We start from the raw sequence: 21,347 nt of genomic DNA on the forward strand, positions 1-21,347 counted from the left end.
ATGCGTTTCATTTCCTTTCTTCGCCCGGACCGCAGCGCCTCATGGGGCCGCCTCGACGGCACGACCGTCACCGACCTCGGCGCCCATGCCGCCGATCTGAAGGCCGCCATCGCGGCTGGCCTGCCCGATGATGCAACCGGCCCCGAACTGGCGTTGGCAGCGGTCACGCTGCTGCCGGTAATCCCCAATCCGGGCAAGATCCTGTGCGTCGGGCTGAACTATGCCACGCACGTCGCCGAAACCGGGCGCGAACAAAAGGAACACCCGGCGATTTTCCATCGCTGGGCGGATTCGCTGGTTGCCGACGGCGCCGCGCTGATCCACCCGCCCGAAACCGCGCGGTTCGACTATGAAGGCGAACTGGCCGTGGTGATCGGCAAAGGCGGGCGCCGCATCAAGGCCGCAGATGCCTGGGAGCATGTGGCCGGGTTTGCCCCGTTCAACGACGGGTCGATTCGCGACTGGCAACGCCACAACATCCAGTTCACGCCGGGCAAGACCTGGCCCGGCACCGGCGGTTTCGGCCCGGCGCTGGTCACCCCCGACGAAGTGGCCGACCTGGGCAGCCAGCGCGTGCAGACCCGCGTCAATGGCCAGCTCGTGCAGGATCAGCCGATCAGCGACCTGATCTGGGATATCCCCACGGTCATCGCCTATTGCTCCACCTTCACCGAGCTGGCGCCGGGCGATGTGATCGCCACCGGCACCCCCGGCGGCGTCGGCGACAAGCGCAACCCGCCGCTTTACCTCCATCCCGGGGACACCGTCACCGTATCGATCGGCACGATCGGCACGCTGACCAACCCGGTCATTGCCGAAACCTGACCCCAACCACCGACCAAACCAACGGATGCTGATGCCGGGTCCGACCGACGGAAAGCATCTTCAAAAAGGGAGAGTACCCATGTCCATTCACAAGCATGCCCGTCTGCTCATCAGCAGCGCGACGATCGCGCTGGCGGTGATGTCCGCCCCGGCGCTGGCCGCCGATGCGGCCACCACCACCACCGCCAGCGACCCGGCGCCGGGCGAAATCATCGTCACCGCGCAGCGCCGCGCCGAAAAAGTGACCGAAGTGCCAATCTCGATCACCGTGGCCGACGCCGCGCAGCTTGAACGCGAACAGATCGACACCGTCGGCGACTTGTCGCGCATCGCGCCCAGCCTCGAAATCAACAGCGCACCGGGCCAGACGGCGGGCGGTGGCGGCACCATCCGCGGCATTGGCACGCAGACGTTTTCGGCAGGCGCCGTGCCTTCGGTCGGGCTGGTGGTCGATCAGGTCAGCCAGGGCAATGCCAACATCGCCAATCTGTTCGACGTCGCCCGGGTCGAAGTGCTCAAAGGGCCACAGGGCACACTGTTCGGCCTGACCACCTCGGCCGGCGTGATCAACATCACCACCAACAAGCCCGATTTCAACGCCTTCTCGATGCGTGTGCGCACCGAACTGTCGAGCGCGGGGTTTGCCGGGTCGGAATATGGCGACCAGATCGTGCAAGGCGTAGTCAACCTGCCGCTGGCGGCCAATGCGGCGCTGCGCGTATCGGCGTTCACCAACACCCGGCAGGGGCCCGATTACAACCTGACCGACGGGAAATACGTCGCCAACGATACCTATGGCGTGCGCGGCCATCTGCTGTGGGAACCGACCAGCGCGCTGTCGATCAACCTGATCGGCGATTACAGCCAGACCCGCATCACCGATGGCGGCGACTTCTTCACGTTCATTGCCGCCAGCGGGGCGGGGATCAATCCGGTGATCCTGGGGGCGACCGGCGGCGCAGTGCAATTGCCCGACAACGTGAACGCGAACCTGCAAAGCTGCGGCATCACCGCGCAGACCGGCAATCGCAATTTCTGCATGGCCAACAGCTTTGTCGATCATCAATATATCGGCGGGGTGTCGCTGCAAGTCGACTACAAGGCCCCGGCGTTCACGGTCACCTCGATCACCGCCTATCGTCGCAGCATTGAATCGGGCTATGGCGCAGCCAGCGACGTGTTCCGCGCCGACCCGCTCGAATTGCAGGTGACCAACGGCCCGTTCGACCATCCGGTCGATCTGCTCAGCGAAGAACTGCGGCTGTCTTCGCCCGGTTCGACCCGCCTCGAATATACCGCGGGCGTCTATCTTTCGAGCCAGATCCAGCATGTCAGCGGGGAAACGCTGCAAATCCAGCCGGCCGAGGGCATCATCCCGATCGTGATCAATTCGGGCACCGGCGAATACCGCGTCACCGACAGTTCGGCGGCGGTGTTCGGGCAGACCACCTTCCACGCGACCGACAAATTGCGCCTGCTGGCCGGTGGTCGCTACACCTGGGACGATCTGGCGCTGACCACGACAGCCGATGCCATCCCCGGCTCGGTCAGCAGCTATACCAAGCTCGATGTCGGCAAGTTCTCGTGGAAAGTCGGCGCGCAATACGATGTCGCGCGGCGCACGATGGCCTATGCGACGATCTCGCACGGGTTCAAGGGCGGCCAGATCACCGAGCCTTCGGCCGGCACCGCGCCGACCGTGCTGCTGCCCGAAATCCCCACCGCCTATGAACTTGGCCTCAAGTCGACGCTGCTGGGCACCTGGGTGCTCGATGCCAACTTGTTTTATGAAACGATCAAGAACTTCCAGGCCCAGACTTGTGCCAGTTCCAGCTCGGGCGATCTGGTCTGCAACCAGGTCAATGTGCCCTCGGTCAAGACCCGTGGTGGCGAAATCGACCTGTTCGGCAAAGTCACCCCCAATCTGTCGCTCAACACCGGGTTCATCCTGGCCAAGGCGACCTATCCCGGCAACTTCATCGGCAGCGACGGCACCAATATCGGCGGCACCCAACTGGCCAATGCGCCCGAATACAAGTTCACCATGTCGGGCGAATACACCGTGCCGGTCAGCCAGAGCGTGAACAGCTTTGTCGCGCTCGACACGATCTGGAAATCGCGCGTGCGCTATGAAGAAACCTCGGTCGAACAGAGCACGTTCGGTCCGCACTGGACGGTGGGTGGCCGGATCGGCGCACGCACTGCCGACCAGCGCTATACGATCGCGCTGTTCGTGCGCAACTTGTTCAACGTGCATGAACCGATCGCGATGCAAAGCGGATTTCCCTACAGCGGGGCATCGAACATCGGCGCGATGTACGGCCCCAACGGGTTCCGCCAGGTCGGTCTGTCGCTCGACGGCAAGTTCTGACCCCTTGGGAGCCGACGCCATGCCATCGCGCGACATTGCCCGGGCGATTGCCGCGATGGGGCAGGGCCTTGGCCCCGATACCCTGGCGGCCTGCCGCGCGCTGTTCGATACCGAACAGCGCGCGCTGGCCCACGCCGTGCCGGTGCTGGCGGCGGATCTGGCCTATGGGCCCGATGCACGACACCGGCTCGATCTTTATGGCACGCCGGAGGCAGCGCTCAAACCGGTGCTGCTGTTCGTCCACGGCGGCGGCTTTGTGCTGGGCGACAAGGGCGATGCGGACAACTGGGCCAATGCCGCCGTGGGCCGCATGGCTGCGCGGCGCGGATGGATCGGCGCGGTGATCAACTATCGCCTGGCGCCCGATCACCCCTGGCCTGCGGGCAGCGAGGATGTCGCCGCCGCGATCGACTATCTGATTGCCAATGTCGCGCGTTTTGGCGGCGATCCGGCGCGGATCGTGGCGATGGGCACATCGGCGGGCGCGGTGCATGTGGCAGGCTATCTGCGGCACGAGCCCAACCATGCGCAGCAGATCGCGGGCGCGGTGCTGCTGTCGGGGCTCTATGGCTATACGCCGATCGATGCCCGCGACGAACGCTATTACGGTGCCCCCGCGACATATCCCGACAAGGCCCCGCGCGAAGCGGTGGCAACCACGCCGCTGCCGCTGCTGGTGGCCAGTGCCCAATATGATCCCGACCGGTTCCAGGCCGAATTCCTGGCGCTGCTGAGCGACCGCCGCGCGCGCCACGGGGCAATGCCGCGCAGCGTGATCATGACCGACCACAACCATTACACCATGGCGATGCACCTGGGCACCGGCGACACCCGGCTGGAACAGGAAATCGCCCATTTTATCGAGGATTTGCCATGATCGATCGCCGTGCGTTGCTGGCCGGAACCGTCGCCCTGTCGGCCAGTCCCGCGCTGGCCGGGATCGCCGCCAAAGCGTTCGACCCGGCGTTCCCCAAGGGGTTCCTGTGGGGCGCGGCGACATCGGGGCACCAGATCGAGGGCAACAACACCAACGCCGACAGTTGGGTGCTGGAAAACGTCCATCCGTCGATCTACGCCCAGCCCTCGGGCGATGCCGACAACAGTTTCGAACTGTGGCGCGCAGATCTCGATCTGGTCAAGGCAATCGGGCTCAACACCTATCGTTTCAGCCTGGAATGGCCACGCATCGAGCCGGTGCAGGGACAGTTTTCGCGCGCCATGCTCGACCATTACAAGGCCATGATCGATGGATGCCGCGCGCGCGACCTGATCCCGGTGGTGACCTTCAACCATTACACCACGCCGATCTGGTTTGCCGCGATGGGCGGCTGGACCAACCCGCAGGCGCCCGCGCTGTTTGCGCGGTTCTGCGAAACGGCGGCGCGCGCGCTGGCGGGCGGCATCGGCTATGCGCTGACGCTGAACGAACCCAACATCATGAACATTCTCAAGGTGGTGCTGCCACCGCAGGCCATCGCCGGGCAGCATGCCATGCTCGAAGCCGCCGCGCGCGCGCACGGCACCGCCAAGTTTGCAGCCGGCAACGCGATCGAGATCGACGATATCCCGACTTCGACCCGCCTGCTGATCGCCGGGCACAAGGCCGCGCGCGCCGCGATCAAGGCGGTGCGCCCCGACCTGCCCGTCGGCGTCAGCCTGTCGATGTTCGACGATCAGGCCGTCGGCGCCCATTCGATCCGCGACCGGATGCGCGGCGAACTCTACGGGCCGTGGCTCGATGCGGTCAAAGGCGACGATTTCCTGGGCGTGCAAAACTATGAACGCATGGTGTGGGACGACGAGGGCCGCGTAGCGGTGCCCGCCGACGCGGTGCGCGGCGTGGGCGGGGCCGAAATCTATCCCGCTTCGCTCGGCGCCTGTGTGCGCTATGCCCATGCCGCCACCGGCTGTCCGATCATGGTTACCGAAAATGGCGCCTCGGTCGATGACGATGCGATTCGCGCGCGCTATATCCCCGCCGCGCTGCACGGTCTGAAAACCGTGATCGACGAGGGCGTGCCGGTGCTCGGCTATGTTCACTGGTCGCTGCTCGACAATTTCGAATGGATCTTCGGCTATCGCGTCCACTTCGGGCTGGCCAGCGTCGATCGGGAGACGTTCGCGCGCACGCCCAAACCCAGCGCCGGCGTCTATGGCGCGATCGCCCGCGCCAACCGGCTGCCCGCCTGACCCCAATTGGCAGGTGGCGCGCCGACGGTTCGCGCGCCACCTTGTGCCCATGATGTCTTCCCCGCCACAGGTCACCGTCTGGTTCGACGGCGGATGCCCGCTGTGTCGGCGCGAAATCGCGCTGATGCGCAGGCTCGACCGGCGCGGGCGGATCGCATTTGTCGATGCGATGGATACCGACGCCACCTGTCCGATCGATCGCGCCGGTCTGCTCGCGCGGTTTCATGCGCGCGAAGGCACCGTGCTGCTGTCGGGCGCAGCGGCGTTCGCGGCAATGTGGCGCGCCATCCCGCTATTGCGTCCGTTCGGCCTCGCCGCGCGATGGAAACCGCTCGAATGGGTGCTCGAACGCGCCTATCGCCGGTTTCTGCGCTGGCGGCCGAGGCTTACCAGCCGCCGCCGAGCGCCAGGAACAGATTGACCTGATCCAGGGCGACCGCTTCGCGTGCGGCGGTTTCGGCAGCGCGTGCCGACAGCGTGCCTTGCGCCGCACCGATGGTGGCAGACAGCGGGCTGCGTCCGGCATCGCGCATCGCCTTGGTTTCGGCGGCTTCGCGTTCGGCGGCTTCGCGCGCATGGGCCAGATCGACCGCACGGTTGTGATCTTCGGCATAAGTCGCCAGCGCGGTTTCGGTGTCACGCAGTGCGCCCAGCACGGTGGCGTCGAACTGCGCCAGCGCGGCATCGGTTTCGGCATCGGCGGCGCGCACCCGCGCGCGTGCCCCGCCGGTGGGGATCGACCATTCGATCAATCCGCCGATGCTCCACATGTTGGCGGGCGCGGTGCCCAGATCCTTGAGGAACCCGAACGAGCCGCCCGACAGCCCGATCCCGACATGCGGATAGAGCGCCGCCGTGGCCACCCCGATCCGCGCGGTGGCGGCGGCCAGGCGGCGTTCGGCGCCATGCACATCGGGGCGCCGCGCGAGCAAGGCCGCACCGTCGCCCACCGGCAGCGGGTGGGCAATCGTCGGGATCACCGTGCAACGTTCCGCTGCGCGCGGATAGTCCGCCGGCGCACGCCCCAGCAGATAGGCCAGGCGATAGAGCGCCGCGCGTGATCGGGCGCGCTGCACCGGAACCATCGCCTCGACTTGCGCCAGCCGCGCCTCGGCGCGGGTCACATCGCTCTGTGCGCCGCGGCCTGCAGCCTGCAACCGCTGCGCGATGTCGAGCGCGCGGGCATCGACCTTGATCGCCGCCTCGCCCACGTCCAGCGCTTCGGCAGCCGCGCATTGGGCCAGATAGGCGCGCGCCACTTCGGCGGCGAGCGTCACCTTGACCGCACCGACGGTCGCCTCGCTGGCCGCCGCATCGGCCCGCGCCGCCTCGATCGAACGGCGGATCTGGCCGAACAGATCGACCTGATAGCTGGCCCCGACGTTGACTTCGCCCAGATTGGACACCGGCAGCGGGCTGTCGAGCAGATAGGATTCGCCCGACAGACGCGCGCGCTCGGCCTCGAAACTTGCGCCGAATTCGGGCGTGCGTGCCGACCGCGCAACGTCGATCGCCGCGCGCGCGCGCGCCAGATTGGCCCCGGCAATGCGCAGATCGGTGTTGGCGGCCAGGGCCTGCTGCTCCAGATCGTCGAGCACCGGATCGTCATAGAGATGCCACCAGCGCGGCGGCAGCGGATCGGCCACCACGCCCGTTCCTGCCACTCCGTCTGCGCCCGCCTCGCGGAACGGCGCCTTGGCCGCAGGTGCATTGACCGCCGCTGCGGCGGGCACGTGGTAATCGGGCCCGACCGTGGTGCAACCGGCCAGCATCAGCGCCGCCAGCCCCGGCACAACCGCGCGCATCGTCATGGCCGTTTGCCCGCCATGTCGAGCGTTACCGTCGCCGTGCGCCCGGGGATCAGCGCCAGATCGGCGGGCGGATGGTCGATCGCGATGCGCACCGGCACGCGCTGCGCCAGCCGCACCCAACTGAAATTGGGATTGATCGCGGGCAGCATGCTGGGGGTCACCGCGCGATCATGGTCCTCGATCGCGGTGGCGATCGACATGACATGCCCGCTGACCGTGCGTTCATCGCCCATCATGTGGATCAACGCGCGCTGCCCGACATGCACCGCCCCCAGCTTGGTTTCCTCGAAATAGCCCTCGATCCGCAAGGTCGCGCTGTCGACCAGCGCCATCACCGGTTTGCCCGGCGTGACATAATCACCCACGCGCAACGCGACATCCGACAGGCGGCCATCGGTGGGCGCGATCACGCGCGTGCGTTCGAGATTGAGCCGCGCCAGATCGCGCGCGCTGCGCGCGGCGGCAACCCCGGCATCGGCCAGCGCGACCGCGCCTTGCGCATCGGCCAGCGCGGCCTGCGCGCTGGCCACTTTGGTTTCGCTCTGCTGGGTCACTTCGGTCGACACCAGTTCGTGCAACGATCGGTTGCGCACCGCCTCGCGCTGCGCTTCGGCCAGATCGGCGCGGGCGCGCACCACACCGGCACCCGATCGCTGCGCCGTGGCAAGGGCCTGCGCCAGGCTGGCCTCGGCCTGGGCCAATGCGATGGTAAAGCGCGGCCGGTCGATTTCGAACAGCACCTCGCCGCGATGCACGACGGCATCGTTGCCGACATTGACTGCCGTTACCAGCCCCGACACATCGGGCGCGATCTGCACCACTTCGGCGCGGATGCGGCCATCGCGGGTCCACGGATCGGCCTCGTAATGGGTCCATAGCCGCCATCCGGCCAGCACTGCCGCGATCACAATCACAGCGGTCAGCACAAACCGGATCGTCATCGCAACGACAGGGGCCGGAACAGTCAGACGCGGGGCATTCATGGCAACAATCCCTGAGGTATCGGCAAAGGATGAAACGTGATGAACGTCCACACCAGCACGAACAGCGCGGTGTCGAACAGCACGGGGTGCCAGACCCAGCGGTAGAACCGCAAGGCCACCAGCACGCGGTGCACCACCAGCGCGATCGCCAGCGCGATGCAGGCGGTGAACGGGGCGGCGGCGATCAGCACGCCGTGGATGGTATATTCCTGGATCATGCCGTCCGCTCCGGCTGAAAATCGGCGCCCTGCGGGAACAAGTTGCGCCGGAATGCGACCAGCGCGGCGCGCCCGGTGGCCCTATCCGACCCGATCAGTTCACCGGCATGGCCGGTATGCGGCGCGGCGCCGCCCAGCGTGAAGCGCAGCGCCCGATCGATATGCACCAGCAAGGCAGGCGGCGGCGGGGTGCCGGGCGCGCTCTGCGCAAAATGGCGCGCGGCGGTCTGCAGCAGGCGGGTGCAGGCCACCCGCAACGGCCGATCGGCATTGGCGCGCAAGACCTGGATCTGCGCGATATTGACCGCGATCCGCACTTCGCGCAGCCCCATCGTCGCCGCCGCATCGCCCGCCCCCAGCCGCTGGGTGATCAGCGCCAACTGGTCGTTGGCGTGGCTGAGCACGTGCGCCGGATCGGGCGGCGTGCGGGCCGAAGCCAGTCGCCCCAGCTCGGCGCGCTGGCGCCGTGCCAGCCGGGCCACCGCGGCGCCGGTGGCCACACTGCGCACGGTCGCCGTCACCCCGGCCGAGGCAATCACCGCCAGCACCTGGCCGATGTTGCTGTTGATGAAGCGTTCGAGATCGGCGGTATATTCCTGTTGCAGCGCCAGCGCGGAAAAGAACCCCATCATGAACGCAGTGGCCAGTTGACCATGGCGCGGATTGAGCAGGAATGCGCCGACAAACAGCATCGGCGGCAACAGCACCAGGCACAGCGGCACAAACCCGTCGACATTGGGCAGAAAGCCGAACAGCCAGATCCCCGCCAGCGGCACACCCGCCGTGATCGCGACCCCAAACGCCAGGATCATCGGCACCGGGTTGTCCATCGCCGCAAACAGACAGCAGAACACCCCGGTCAGCACCGCCGCCCCAGAGCCATCGGGCCACCCGGTGAGAATCCAGAACGCACAGACCAGCAGGATCGCGATGGTGGCAGACAGCCCCGACAGCAGCGCCAGGCCGGGGTCGCTGTTCAACCGCAATTGCACGCGTTCGCCAGTCAGCGCGGGCGGCAACGGCAATGTCGGATCATCAAGCCGCGCCTTGAGCATGCGCGCTTCGCCCAGCACGGTCCCAGCCTGACCCAGCCGCACTAGAAAGCTTTCGCGCAGCAGATCGCTCCACCCGCGTGCCGGGCCCTCGTCGGCCAGGAAATCGGGCTGTGCCGCAGGGTTGGCGCCCGCGTCGAGCCAGGTGCGTGCATGGGCCATCGCCGGTTGCAACGCGTCGTCCTGGCCCAGACCACGGCGCCGGTCGGCCAGCCCGGACAGCACCGGCAGCAGCAACAGCATGCGATAGAGCAGTGCCTGCACCGTGCGGTTGGCTTCGCGCCAGTGCGAGGTGTCATAGGGCACGTGGCTGGCCAGCAACAGGCAATCGACCGCGTCGACCGCCAGCCTTTGCCGGTCGCGCACGCCGGCCTGAAGACTTGGCACATCGCCCGTTTCCAGAATGTCGCGCAGCCAGGTTTCGGCATCATCCAGCCACGCCGCCAGCCTGGGCCCGAGCCGCGCACCCAGCGATTGCGGCAGGATCAGACTGTGCACGACCGTCGCACAGGTGATGCCCAGCAGGATTTCGGTCACCCGCGCGGCGGCCACATCGAACACCGCTTCGGGTCGGGTCACGCTGGGAAAGCCGATGATCGTCGCGGTATAGCCCGCCAGCATCAGCACATAGGCGCGCGGACTGCGATCGAGCAGCGACACCGCCAGGCACCCGCCCACCCACAGCGCCAGCGCCAGACTGAGCATCAGCGGCCAATCGACCAGCATCGGCACCAGCGCGACCGCAACAGCCGCGCCGATCACCGTGCCGAACGCGCGATAGACCGCCTTTGACCGGGTGGCCGCAGAAACCGGATTGGCGACAATATAAACCGTGGTCATCGCCCAGAACGGCAGGGGCTGGCCGACCGAAAGGCTGATCCCCAGCGCCATCAGCGCCGCAAGCGCGTTCTTGGCCGAATAGAGCAGGGCCGGCCACCAGCGCGGTACCAGCCAGACCCCACGGGGCCATTGCACGGCGATCAACGAAACCCTCCAGACGATGAATGCGCGCATACCATACCGCGCCCGACCGCAAGCCGCCAGTCATGCGGGAACCGAAACAACCGCGGGTTGATCAAGGGCGGTAAATCCCCACGCCGTGCCCCGCGAATTGCCGCCCGTTGGGCGAGTCGAAAAGGCTGGCGCCCGTTGGGCGTGCCAGTCGAATGCCGCCCGTTGGGCGTGCCAGTTCGAATGCCGCCCGTTGGGCGTGCCAGTTCGAATGCCGCCCGTTGGGCGGCGAGGCATCGCGGTGGGATTGGGGCGGGTGCGATGCCTCGCCGCAGCACCGGGCCTGCCTTGGGGGGGCTTGGGGTGGGTGGCCCGGGCTATTCCGGCAAACTTGAACAAGTCCTGCTTCACGTTGCGTGGCCAACGGTGCCTCGCCTGCTTGCGCATACGATGTACAACGCAGTCGGCTACTCCAGTGACCGTGTTTCGACCAACCGGACTTGTCGTCCGACCAGCCGCAACGCGTTAGGCCGACGAGCACCCCGCCAGCGGTTCAAGTACCGCCGGCGGGGTGCTGCCGTCTATTCTGGGATCTCACTTAACATAGGTTAGGTGGTGAACGCTCACAAGTGGACTGGTCAATACTCATAAATATATTTATAGAGGGGGGATGCTGATCCGTCTGCGCACTTTTGTCGAAGTCTATCGCCAACGATCGATCAGCGGAGCGGCCCGCGCGCTCGATCTGACCCAACCGGCCATATCGCAACATGTCGCCAGTCTGGAAGGGGCAATCGGTCGCCAATTGTTCGAACGCCATGCCCAGGGCGTTACCCCCACCGCCGCCGCCGACGAACTGGCCAAGGATATCGGCGACCGGCTCGATCTGGCCGAGGCCGCACTGGCCACCGCGCGCGCGCGGTCGGCGGCCATGGCGGGCGCGGTGCGGATCATCGGCCACGCCGATTTCCTGTCCGAAATGATCGCCCCACTGCTGGTTCCCCTGCTCGAAACGGGCATGCGCGTCCGGCTCGAAACCGCCAATCATGATGGGGTGATGCACAGCCTGGTCGAAGGGCATTGCGATCTCGGGCTGTCGGCCTCGCCCATCAACGACCGCCGGTTGCGCAGCGAACTGGTCCATTGCGAGCGCGTGATCGCGGTGGCCGCGCCTGCCGTGGCCGCGCGCATCGCCGCAGCGGGCGATCTGGTCACCGCGCTGGCAAGCGAACCGGTGCTGGCCTACAACATCGAACAGTCGCTGATCGATGAATGGCTGGAAACCAACCGTCTCCACCGCGAACCGGTCAGCCCCGCGCTGGTCGCGCCCGATCTGCGCGGCCTGCGCGCGCTGCTGGGGGTCGGGTTCGGCTGGACCGTGCTGCCGATCTATCTGTGCGCCGCCGAACTGGCGCGCGGCGATCTGGTCGAGATACCGGCGCCGATCGGCCCCGGCACCAATTCCTATTTCCTGGTCTGGCTGCCGGCCGCGCTGCGCCAGCCGCGTATCGCCCATGCCCGCCAGACGCTGATCCGGCAATTGCGCCACGATCTGCCGCTGGATGCTGTCCCGGCATAGCGAAACTAACCGATCGCCCGATTATTTTCAGTTGTCCGCCAGTGCCCCCCGCCGCAGGTTCGCCGCGACGGAGGCGATCATCATGCGTATCGGATTTATCGGGCTGGGCAATGTCGGGGGCAAGCTGGCGGGTAGCCTGCTGCGCAACGGGCACGATGTGGTGGTGCGCGATCTCAACCCCGATCTGGTCGCGGAATTCGTGGCGCGCGGGGCCAGCGCCGCCGAGACCCCGCGCGCGCTGGCGCAAGCGGTCGAAATCGTCATCACCTGCCTGCCCTCGCCCGCCGCCAGCGCGGCGGTGGCCGAAGGCACCGACGGGTTTCTGCCCGTGTTGCGGCCCGGACAAGTGTGGATGGAAATGTCCACCACCGACTATGCCGAAGTGCTGCGGCTGGGCGCGGCGGTCGAAGCGACCGGCGCGCTGTTCATGGAATGCCCGGTTTCGGGCGGGTGTCACCGCGCCGAAACCGGCAATATCTCGATCTTTGCCGGGGGCCCGCGCGAAGGGTTCGACCGCGTGCTGCCGGTGCTGACCACGCTCGGGCGCCGCGTGCTGCACACCGGGCCGCTGGGCACCGCCTCGCGGCTGAAAGTCATGACCAACTATCTGTGCACGGTCCACCTCGTCGCGCTGGCCGAGGCGCTGACCACCTGCAAGGCCGCCGGGCTCGACATGAACACCACGTATGAGGCAATCCGCATTTCGTCGGGCAACAGCTTTGTCCACGAAACCGAAAGCCAGGTGATCCTGAACGGCAGCCGCGACATCAATTTCACCATGGATCTGGTGTCGAAAGACATCGGCCTGTTCGACGATCTGGCGCAGGCGCACGGCGTGCCGCTGGAAATGTCGCCGCTGATCGTGCGCCTGTTCAACGAAGCGCGCGCCAGGTATGGCGACCGCGAATTTTCGCCCAACATCATCCGCCGCTATGAAGAACCGCTGGGCCTCAAAGTGCTGGGCAGCGGCTTTCCCGACCAGATGGTCGACGATGAACCCGAAGAACCCGGCTACGAAGTCGTGCCCAGGCGCTGATTGGCTGCCAGCCAGTCGATGAACAGGCGCACCGGCAACCGCTCTGCCGCCTCGCGGCGACAGATCAGCCCCCACGCGCCGGGACAGACGACGGTGTGGCCGCCCGCGCGCACCAGCCGCCCGGCGGCCAGATCGGCCTCGGCAAAGGGCCCGTTGACCAGCGCCACGCCGCGCCCGGCCAGCGCCATTTCCAGCGCCACCGCCAGCGTATCGACCATCAGATAGGGCGCGCCCGGCACGAAATCGACCCCCGCCGCCGCGAACCATTTGGCCCAGTTGTGCTCTTCGGTGTAATTGGCCACCAGCGGCTGACGCATCAGCGCGGCGGCATCGATATGGCCCCCCGCGCGCTCCAGAAACGCAGGGCTGCACACCGGATCGAGCGTGTAATCGAACAGCGGCACCCAGTGATAGCGTTCGGGATCAGGCGCGACCTCGCAATAGATCAGCCCGAGATCGGCGTGCGCCTCGTCAAATGTCCAGTCGACCGCGCATGTCGTCAGCGACAGCGTGATGCCCGGATGATCCTGCAAAAACAGCGGAACGCGCGGCGCCAGCCAGCGGATCGAGGCGGTGACATACGTCTGCACGCGCAGCGGCGCATCCTGCGCCTGGCGACGCACCGCCTCCACCCCTTCGATCAGCGATTCGAACGCGGCGCGCACATAAGGATAGAACACCTGTCCGGCATCCGATGACACGACATGCCGCCCGTCCTGCGCAAACAGCCGCACCCCCAGCATGTCTTCGATCGCCTGGATCTGGTGGTTGATCGCGGGCGGGGTCAGGCACAACTCGCTCGCCGCAGCGCGGATGCTCTGGTGCCGCGTCGCCGCTTCGAACCCGCGCAAGGCCTTGAGCGGCGGCAGGGCGCGCAAATTGATCCCGGAACCCATGACTGCTCCCCATGTGGAAGAGCGCCCGCGCTATCGCAGATTGCGGTCCTGGGCCAGCATTGCCGCGCCTTTTTCAGCCACCATCACCGTCGGCGCATTGGTGTTGCCGCTGGTCACCTGGGGAAACACCGAGGCGTCGATCACCCGCAACCCCTGCACCCCATGCACGCGCAGCCGCGCATCGACCACCGCATCGCGCGGATCGGGCCCCATCCGGCACGTCGAGGTGGGGTGATAAACGGTGTCGGCACGGGCGCGAAAATCGGCAAACAGCGCGTCTTCGTCGGCCACGGCTGGGCCGGGCACCAGTTCCTCGACGATGATATCGGCCAGCGGCTTGCTGCGCGCGATCGTGCGCAACAGCCGCACGCCGATGCGCGCTTCGGCAATGTCCTGTTCGGTCGCCAGATAGTTGGGATGGATCAGCGGCGGGGCGAACGGATCGGCCGAGCGGATTTCCAGATGGCCCCGGCTGGTCGGCCGGCACGCATTGAACGACAGCAGAAACGCGGGGAACGGATCGGGATTGAGCAGCCGCCGTGCCGCGATCGGCGTTTTGGTATAACTGACCGGGCTGAAATAGAGCTGAAACGTCGGGTGCGGGTCTTCGGGCCGGGCGCGCACGAACCCGCCGGCCTGGTTCACGCTCATCGACAAAGGCCCGCGCCGGTCGATCATATAGCGGATCGCCGCCGCCAGCTTGCCGGTGAACGGGCGCAGCACATTGTTGAGCGTGGGCACCGAGGTGCGATAGAAATAGCTGACCGCCAGATGGTCCTGCAGGTTCCGGCCCACCGCCGGCAGATCGGCCACCACCGGAATGCCGTGGCGCATCAGCAATTGCGCATCACCCACCCCCGACAGTTGCAGCAATTGCGGCGATCCGATCGCGCCCGCGCACAGCACCACTTCGCGCCGCGCGCGGATCACGCGTTCGCGCCCGCCCTGGATATAGGCGACGCCGACCGCGCGGCGCCCCTCGAACACCACACGCAAGACCCGCGCCTTGCGGATCAGCGTCAGGTTCTGGCGATGGCGCACCGGCCAGTAATAGGCATTGGCGGTCGAGGCACGCCAGCCGCCGCGCGTGTTGATCTGATAGATGCCGAACCCTTCGCCGTGGGGTCCGTTGAAATCGGCGGTGACGGGGTAGCCCATCGCCCGCCCGGTTTCGAGGAACCAGTTGCACAACGGGTGTACCGAGCCCGAGATATCGGTGACATGCTGCGGCCCGCCGCGCCCGTGGAAGCCCTCGTCGACCAGATCGTGATCTTCCGAACGGCGAAAGAACGGCAGCACATCGTCCCAGCCCCAGCCGGGATTGCCCGCCGCCGCCCAGGCGTCGTAATCGTGGGGAAACCCGCGCACATGCACCATCGCGTTGATCGAGCCCGACCCGCCGACCACTTTGCCGCGCGGCCAGTAACTGGTGCGCCCGCCCAGCGCGGGCACCGCCTCGGTCTCGAACATCCAGTTGATACGCTTGTCGAAAAACGTGCGACCATAGCCGATCGGCAACTGGATCCAGATCGACAGGTCGGACCCGCCCGCTTCGAGCAGCGCGACTTTGGTCCACGGGTCTTCGGACAGGCGGCTGGCCACGACACACCCGGCGGTGCCCGCCCCGATCACCACATAATCGGCTTCTTCGATCATCGAACGGGGTGCTGGGTCATGTCGAGGTGCAGCATGTCGCCGGCATAGGGATGCGCCAGCGCCACCGCGTCGTCCAGTTCGACGCCCAGCCCTGGTGCAGTGGGCGGGATCACCCGGCCCTGTTCAAAGCGGATCGGGGTCTTCAAGATCTGCGCATGGAACCCGCCCCAGTCCTCGATCCCTTCGAGGATCAGGAAATTGGGCGATGCGGTGGCCAGGTGGATATTGGCCGCGCCGACCACCGGCCCGCAATAGAGATGCGGCGCGATCTGGACATGGCGCACTTCGGCCATCCCGGCGATCTTCTTGGCTTCGAGCAAGCCGCCGACCCGGCCCAGATTGAGCTGCCAGATCGCCGCCGCCCCGCAATCGAGCAGGCGCGCAAAATCGTATTTGGTGGCCAGCCGTTCGCCGGTCGCGATCGGGATCGTGGTGCCGCGCGCCACCCGCGCGGTCTCTTCGGGCGCATCGGGCGGCACCGGTTCTTCAAGCCACAGCGGATCATAGGGTTCCAGCCGCCGGGCCAGCCGGATCGCACCCGCCGCCGTCATCTGCCCGTGCGTGCCGAACAGCAGATCGGCGCGGCTGCCCACCGCCTCACGCAAGGTGCGGGCGAACCGTTCGCTCAGATCGAGCGCTTCGAGCGACAGTTGCCGCCCGTCAAACGCCGAATAAGGTCCGGCGGGATCGAACTTGAGCGCGGTGAATCCCATGTCGAGATACGTCTGCGCACGCTCGGCGGCCAGATCGGGATCGTGATAGACATCGGTCGCATCGCCGGGGCGCGGATAGATATAGGTATAGGCGCGCAGGCTTTCGTGCACTTGCCCGCCAAGCAACTTGTAGACCGGCTGGCCCGCCGCCTTGCCGATGATATCCCAGCAGGCCATTTCCAGCGCCGACAGCACGCCCATCACGGTCAGATCGGGATGCTGGGTAAACCCCGCCGAATAGACCCGGCGCCACAAGGCCTCGATATCGTGCGGATCGGTGCCTTGCGCATAGCGCGCGAACACGTCCTCGCACAGCTTTGCCACCAGATGCGGCGAAAACGGCACGCAATAGGCCTCACCCAGCCCGGTAATCCCGCAGGCCGTGGTCAGCCGCACAAACACGAAATAGCGTCCGCCGAAATGCGGCGGCGGATTGCCCACGACAAACGTCTCGATGTGGGTCAGCCGCATGCCGGTTCGCGCTTGTCCATTGGGGATCCTCTCCTGGTCGGGCTGTCCTGCCAGAGTGAAAGCCCCGCGCGCGGGCGGCAAGTGAAGCTTTTTGCCGGACCGGACAATTTCCTTATTGCCATAGCCCGATCCGGTGCGCGCCGCTATGGGCGGGGCCATGCCCGGCCCCCTATCCATCCTCGTCGATGCCGACGCCTGTCCGGTCAAGGACGAGATCTACAAAGTCGCGTTGCGCCGCATGGTCCCGGTCACCGTGGTCAGCAACAGCCGCATGCGCCTGCCTGATCATCCGCTGATCGGCCGCATGGTGGTCAGCGACGCGTTCGATGCCGCCGACGACTGGATTGCACAGGCCTGCGACACCGGCAGCGTGGTGATCACCGCCGATATCCTGCTGGCCGACCGTTGCCTGAAGGCCGGGGCCACGGTGATCGGGCCCAACGGCAAACCGTTCACGATGGCCTCGATCGGCGCGGCGATTGCCACCCGCGCGATCATGGCCGACTTGCGCGCGGGCGGCGATGCGATCGGCGGGCCGCCGCCGTTTGCCAAAGCCGACCGGTCGCGGTTCCTCCAGGCGCTTGACGAGGCGCTGGTGCGGCTGTCGCGATGACGTACGACGCCATCATTCTGGGCGCAGGCGCCGCCGGGCTGATGTGCGCGGCCCAGGCCGGGCAACGCGGTCGCCGCGTGCTGGTGCTCGACCATGCGCCCGAAGTGGGCCGCAAGATCCTGATTTCGGGCGGCGGACGGTGCAATTTCACCAATCTGGGCACCAGCCCCGACCGGTTTCTGTCGCAAAACCCGCATTTCGCCAAATCGGCGCTCAGCCGCTATACCCCCGCCGATTTCCTGGCGCTGGTCGAACGCCACGCCATCGCCTGGCATGAGAAGACGCTGGGGCAATTGTTCTGCGACGGATCGGCCCGGCAGATCGTGGCGATGCTGTTGGACGAATGCGCGCGGGGCGCGGTCGATATTCGCTGCAACGCGCAGATTGGCGAAGTCGGTCATGCCGATGGCCGGTTCCAGGTCGGCGATGCCAGCGCACCCGCGCTGGTGATCGCCACCGGTGGGCCGTCGATCCCCAAAATGGGCGCCACCGGTTTTGCCTATGAGCTGGCGCGGCGGTTCGGGCTGAAAGTCGTGCAGCCGCGCCCGGCACTGGTGCCGCTGACTTTGGCGGGCGAAGACCTGCTGTTCCGCGAACTGTCGGGGGTATCCGCCGATGTCATCGCGCGCTGTGGCAAGGCCGCCTTTCGCGAGGCGGCGCTGTTCACCCATCGCGGGCTGTCGGGCCCGGCAATCCTGCAGGTTTCCAGTTACTGGCAGCATGGCACGGCCATCGACGTGAATTTTCTGCCCGACCGCGCCCCCGGCTGGCTGCTGGCGGCCAAGGCGGCGCATCCGCGCGCGGGCCTTCGCCGTCTGTTGCGCGAAGGCTTGCCCGAACGGCTGGCCGATGTGCTGTGCGACCGGCTGGCGATCGATGGCGAACTGGGCGCGACCACCGACCGCGCACTGGCCGCCGCGCAAACGCACCTGGCGCAATGGCGCTTTACCCCCAATGGCAGCGAAGGCTATGCCAAGGCTGAAGTAACCGCAGGCGGCATCGCCACCGGCGACCTGTCATCAAAGACGATGGAGGCCCGCCGCGTGCCCGGCCTTTACGCCATCGGTGAAGCGGTCGATGTGACAGGCTGGCTGGGCGGCTACAACTTTCAATGGGCATGGGCCAGCGGCTGGGCCGCTGCGCAGGAGATATAGACATGATTCCCCGCGAACTGATCGCCACGGCGCAAGTGCCCGATGGCGAAGAGCTGCGGCTCTATCGCCATGGGCGCGATTTCATGATCGTGCTCGATCGCAACGAACTGATGAGCACGCGCCAGCGCGGATCGGAAGAGGCGCTGGCGACGATGACATGCGCGCGCATCGCCGCAACGCCGCGCCCGCATGTGCTGGTCGGCGGTTATGGCATGGGTTTCACCTTGCGCGCCGCGCTGGCCGCCCTGCCCGCCCATGCCACGGTCACCGTGGCCGAAGTGCTGCCCGATATCATCGAATGGGCGCGCGGGCCGATGGCCGAAGTCGCCGCCGGGTGCCTCGACGATCCGCGCGTGCACCTGGTGGTGGGCGACGTGGTCAAAGTGATCGACACCTCGCCGGGCACGTTCGATGCGATCCTGCTCGATGTCGACAACGGCCCCGACGGGCTGGTCCGCCCCGACAACAACCGGCTCTATTCGCGGCGCGGGCTGGCGACGGCGGGCGAGGCACTGCGCCCTGGTGGGGTGCTGGCAATCTGGTCCGCCGCCAAGGACGAACGCTTTGTGCGCCGGCTGCACGAAGCGGGCTTTGCGGTCGACGAAATCACCGTGCGCGCGCGCTCGAACGGCAAAGGCGCCAAGCACGTGATCTGGTTCGCCACGCTGCAGCCCTGATCGCCCGTGCGCCACGACAGCCCTTCAACCGCCGCGCCGCGCGCGCTATGCGCGGGCGCCATGCCCCAGACCGACCCCTTGCGCGTGGCCGCGCTGTATCATTTCTGCCGGTTCGACGATTGCGCCACGTTGCGCATCGGGCTGGACCGCGTGTGCCGCGACCATGGCGTGCGCGGAACGCTGCTGCTGGCGCAAGAGGGCATCAACGGCACGATTGCCGCCAACCCCGCCGGGATCGACGCGGTGCTGGCGCATATCCGCGCCCTGCCCGGCTGTGCCACGCTGGAGGCAAAGTTCTCGACCGCCGCGACGATGCCGTTTCATCGCCTGAAAGTGCGCATCAAGCGCGAGATCGTGACGATGGGTCAGCCCGACATCGACCCGCTGTTGTCGGTCGGCACATATGTCGATCCGCATGACTGGAACGCGCTGATCGCCGATCCGCAGACCATCGTCATCGACACGCGCAACGATTACGAGGTCGCGGTGGGCAGCTTTGCCGGGGCGGTCGATCCGCACACGCGGTCATTCCGCGAATTCCCGGCCTGGTTCCGCGCCAACCGCGAAGCCCTGCTGGCCGGCAAGGCCAAAGTGGCGATGTTCTGCACCGGCGGCATCCGCTGCGAGAAATCGACCGCATTCCTGCGCGCCGAAGGGGTGGAACAGGTCTATCACCTGAAAGGCGGCATTCTCAAATATCTTGAGGACGTGCCCGCGCAAGACAGCCTGTGGCAGGGCGAATGCTTCGTGTTCGATCAACGCGTCAGCGTCGGGCACGGGCTGGCGCAGGGCACCCACGCGCTGTGCCATGCCTGCCGCATGCCGGTCAGCCCGATCGACACGCGGTCACCGCTTTATGAGCCCGGCGTCAGTTGCCCCGCCTGCCACGCCGAACGCACCGATGCGCAACGCGAAGCCTATCGCGAACGCCACCGGCAGGAGGCGCTGGCCAGTGCACAAGGCCGCGCGCATGTCGGCGCGGTGCTGCCCGATCAGGCCCAGGCCTCGCGATAGAGCGCCACGATCGTCGCCGCATCGGGCACGCGCGGGTTGTTGGCGGGCGATCCCGATGCCAGCGCCTGTTCGGCCATCAACGGCAGCAACTCGGTCCAGCGCGCCGCGTCGATGCCGTATGTCCTGGGGCTGGGCACGGCCAGATCGCGGTTGACCGCGTGCAGCGTCTCGACCAGCCGCGCCACCGCCGCCTGATCGCCTTCGTCGGCGCGGGCCAGGTCCATCGCGCGCGCGCAATCGGCATAACGCCCCAGCGCGGCCGGCGCCGACCAGGCGGTCACCACCGGCAACAGCATCGCGTTCGACAGGCCATGCGCAACATGGAAATGCGCGCCGATCGGGCGGCTCATGCCATGCACCAGCGCCACCGAGGCGTTGGAAAAGGCAATCCCCGCCTGCAAGGCGCCTATCATCATCGCCTCGCGCGCGGCGCGGTCATCGGGCGCGCTGCACACCCGGCGCAGATTGGGCCAGATCGCGCGCATCGCCGCCAGCGCCATCGAGTCCGAAAACGGGTTGGCGCGGGTAGAGACATAGGCCTCGATCGCATGAGTCAATGAATCGATGCCGGTGTCGGCGGTCAGCCGCAGCGGCTTGGTCAGCGTCAGTTCGTAATCGACGATCGCCAGCACGGGCATATAGGCCAGCCCCGCGCAGAGCATTTTCTCGTCATTGGCCTGATCGGTGATGATCGTGAAGCGCGTCGCTTCCGAGCCGGTGCCCGCCGTGGTCGGAATGGCCACGATCGGCAGCCCCGGCGCGTCTTCCTGATGGGGTGCCTTGAGCGCGCGCATGGTGCCGCCACGCGCGGCCAGCACCGCCACCGCCTTGGCCGTATCGATCGCGCTGCCCCCGCCAAAGCCGATCACGCAATCGTGCGCGCCCGCCACAACGAATGCCACCGCCGCATCGACCGAAGCGACCGTGGGATCGGGGCTGACTTCGCCAAATGCGCGGGCAGGCACGCCCGCTTGCGCCAGAATGCCCAGCACCCGGTCAAGCGCACCGCTGCCCGCCAGCCATGGGTCGGTCAGGATCGCGGGTGCGCGCAGGCCCAGTTGGGCCAGCGCCTCGGGCAGTTCCTTCAGCGCCCCGGCACCGATGCGCATCGCGCGCGGCAGGACAATCGTCGACATG

General features: G+C 67.0%; 19 protein-coding genes. 11 read left to right on the forward strand and 8 right to left on the reverse strand.

Features of this window, described 5'->3' with window-relative positions; all coding sequences use genetic code 11:
* From AQZ49_RS11825 to AQZ49_RS11845, 5 genes are all read left to right on the forward strand, one after another.
* A complete protein-coding gene (locus AQZ49_RS11825) occupies positions 1-825 on the forward strand; it encodes a fumarylacetoacetate hydrolase family protein (RefSeq protein ID WP_067615817.1) in 825 nt (274 codons plus the stop codon).
* 79 nt (positions 826-904) lie between these two features.
* On the forward strand, positions 905-3,196 hold the full coding sequence (locus tag AQZ49_RS11830) for a TonB-dependent receptor (RefSeq protein WP_067615819.1): 2,292 nt from the start codon (positions 905-907) through the stop codon (positions 3,194-3,196).
* Between the two features lie 19 nt (positions 3,197-3,215).
* Entirely contained in the window at positions 3,216-4,073 is an 858-nt protein-coding gene (locus AQZ49_RS11835) for an alpha/beta hydrolase (RefSeq protein ID WP_067615820.1), read from the forward strand.
* Complete coding sequence (locus tag AQZ49_RS11840) at positions 4,070-5,386, forward strand: family 1 glycosylhydrolase (protein ID WP_067615821.1); 1,317 nt, start codon at positions 4,070-4,072, stop codon at positions 5,384-5,386. The genes AQZ49_RS11835 and AQZ49_RS11840 overlap by 4 nt, the downstream gene beginning before the upstream one ends.
* Positions 5,387-5,438: 52 nt before the next feature.
* Positions 5,439-5,807, forward strand: coding sequence for a thiol-disulfide oxidoreductase DCC family protein (locus AQZ49_RS11845; RefSeq protein WP_067616095.1), 369 nt, complete (start codon positions 5,439-5,441; stop codon positions 5,805-5,807).
* On the opposite strand, the gene AQZ49_RS11850 is transcribed toward AQZ49_RS11845, so the two are convergent.
* Genes AQZ49_RS11850 through AQZ49_RS11865 form a run of 4 tightly spaced genes read right to left on the reverse strand, consistent with a single transcriptional unit; the run spans position 5,773 to position 10,425 of the window.
* Entirely contained in the window at positions 5,773-7,197 is a 1,425-nt protein-coding gene (locus AQZ49_RS11850) for an efflux transporter outer membrane subunit (RefSeq protein WP_156428276.1), read from the reverse strand. The genes AQZ49_RS11845 and AQZ49_RS11850 overlap by 35 nt on opposite strands.
* A complete protein-coding gene (locus AQZ49_RS11855) occupies positions 7,194-8,180 on the reverse strand; it encodes an HlyD family secretion protein (protein ID WP_067615823.1) in 987 nt (328 codons plus the stop codon). Before AQZ49_RS11855 ends, AQZ49_RS11850 begins: the two co-directional genes overlap by 4 nt.
* The gene (locus tag AQZ49_RS11860; protein ID WP_067615825.1) at positions 8,177-8,398 is read right to left on the reverse strand and encodes a DUF1656 domain-containing protein; all 222 of its coding nucleotides are present in this window, start codon (positions 8,396-8,398) and stop codon (positions 8,177-8,179) included. Before AQZ49_RS11860 ends, AQZ49_RS11855 begins: the two co-directional genes overlap by 4 nt.
* Positions 8,395-10,425, reverse strand: a complete 2,031-nt coding sequence (locus tag AQZ49_RS11865) for an FUSC family protein (RefSeq protein WP_231739206.1) — start codon at positions 10,423-10,425, stop codon at positions 8,395-8,397. Before AQZ49_RS11865 ends, AQZ49_RS11860 begins: the two co-directional genes overlap by 4 nt.
* Positions 10,426-11,071: 646 nt before the next feature.
* On the opposite strand from AQZ49_RS11865, the gene AQZ49_RS11870 reads away from it, so the two are divergent.
* Positions 11,072-11,980, forward strand: coding sequence for a LysR family transcriptional regulator (locus tag AQZ49_RS11870; protein ID WP_067615827.1), 909 nt, complete (start codon positions 11,072-11,074; stop codon positions 11,978-11,980).
* An 82-nt stretch (positions 11,981-12,062) separates the two neighbouring features.
* Positions 12,063-13,016 (forward strand): NAD(P)-dependent oxidoreductase, encoded by a 954-nt coding sequence (locus AQZ49_RS11875; protein WP_067616101.1) that lies wholly within the window; start codon positions 12,063-12,065, stop codon positions 13,014-13,016.
* On the opposite strand, the gene AQZ49_RS11880 is transcribed toward AQZ49_RS11875, so the two are convergent.
* The 3 genes from AQZ49_RS11880 to AQZ49_RS11890 are packed head-to-tail and all read right to left on the reverse strand — an operon-like array spanning position 12,992 to position 16,911.
* Complete coding sequence (locus AQZ49_RS11880; RefSeq protein ID WP_067615829.1) at positions 12,992-13,912, reverse strand: LysR substrate-binding domain-containing protein; 921 nt, start codon at positions 13,910-13,912, stop codon at positions 12,992-12,994. The two genes, AQZ49_RS11875 and AQZ49_RS11880, sit on opposite strands and share 25 nt — an antisense overlap.
* A gap of 30 nt (positions 13,913-13,942) precedes the next feature.
* Positions 13,943-15,568, reverse strand: coding sequence for a GMC family oxidoreductase (locus tag AQZ49_RS11885; RefSeq protein ID WP_197411020.1), 1,626 nt, complete (start codon positions 15,566-15,568; stop codon positions 13,943-13,945).
* Positions 15,565-16,911 (reverse strand): mandelate racemase/muconate lactonizing enzyme family protein, encoded by a 1,347-nt coding sequence (locus AQZ49_RS11890; protein ID WP_197411021.1) that lies wholly within the window; start codon positions 16,909-16,911, stop codon positions 15,565-15,567. Before AQZ49_RS11890 ends, AQZ49_RS11885 begins: the two co-directional genes overlap by 4 nt.
* Between AQZ49_RS11890 and AQZ49_RS11895 the strand changes: the two genes are divergently transcribed.
* The 4 genes from AQZ49_RS11895 to AQZ49_RS11910 are packed head-to-tail and all read left to right on the forward strand — an operon-like array spanning position 16,910 to position 20,210.
* The gene (locus AQZ49_RS11895) at positions 16,910-17,365 is read left to right on the forward strand and encodes a YaiI/YqxD family protein (protein WP_067616105.1); all 456 of its coding nucleotides are present in this window, start codon (positions 16,910-16,912) and stop codon (positions 17,363-17,365) included. The two genes, AQZ49_RS11890 and AQZ49_RS11895, sit on opposite strands and share 2 nt — an antisense overlap.
* Positions 17,362-18,519, forward strand: a complete 1,158-nt coding sequence (locus AQZ49_RS11900; RefSeq protein WP_067615833.1) for a BaiN/RdsA family NAD(P)/FAD-dependent oxidoreductase — start codon at positions 17,362-17,364, stop codon at positions 18,517-18,519. The genes AQZ49_RS11895 and AQZ49_RS11900 overlap by 4 nt, the downstream gene beginning before the upstream one ends.
* 2 nt (positions 18,520-18,521) lie before the next feature.
* Positions 18,522-19,196 carry a spermidine synthase gene (locus AQZ49_RS11905; RefSeq protein WP_067615835.1) on the forward strand — a complete coding sequence of 225 codons (675 nt, stop codon included), beginning with the start codon at positions 18,522-18,524 and terminating at the stop codon, positions 19,194-19,196.
* Positions 19,197-19,256: 60 nt separating this feature from the next.
* Positions 19,257-20,210, forward strand: coding sequence for an oxygen-dependent tRNA uridine(34) hydroxylase TrhO (locus tag AQZ49_RS11910; RefSeq protein ID WP_067615837.1), 954 nt, complete (start codon positions 19,257-19,259; stop codon positions 20,208-20,210).
* On the opposite strand, the gene AQZ49_RS11915 is transcribed toward AQZ49_RS11910, so the two are convergent.
* Positions 20,189-21,346, reverse strand: a complete 1,158-nt coding sequence (locus AQZ49_RS11915; protein ID WP_067615839.1) for an iron-containing alcohol dehydrogenase — start codon at positions 21,344-21,346, stop codon at positions 20,189-20,191. The genes AQZ49_RS11910 and AQZ49_RS11915 overlap by 22 nt on opposite strands.
* Position 21,347 lies beyond the last annotated feature (1 nt).

It is taken from the genome of Novosphingobium sp. FSW06-99, from assembly GCF_001519065.1.
Taxonomy (GTDB): domain Bacteria; phylum Pseudomonadota; class Alphaproteobacteria; order Sphingomonadales; family Sphingomonadaceae; genus Novosphingobium.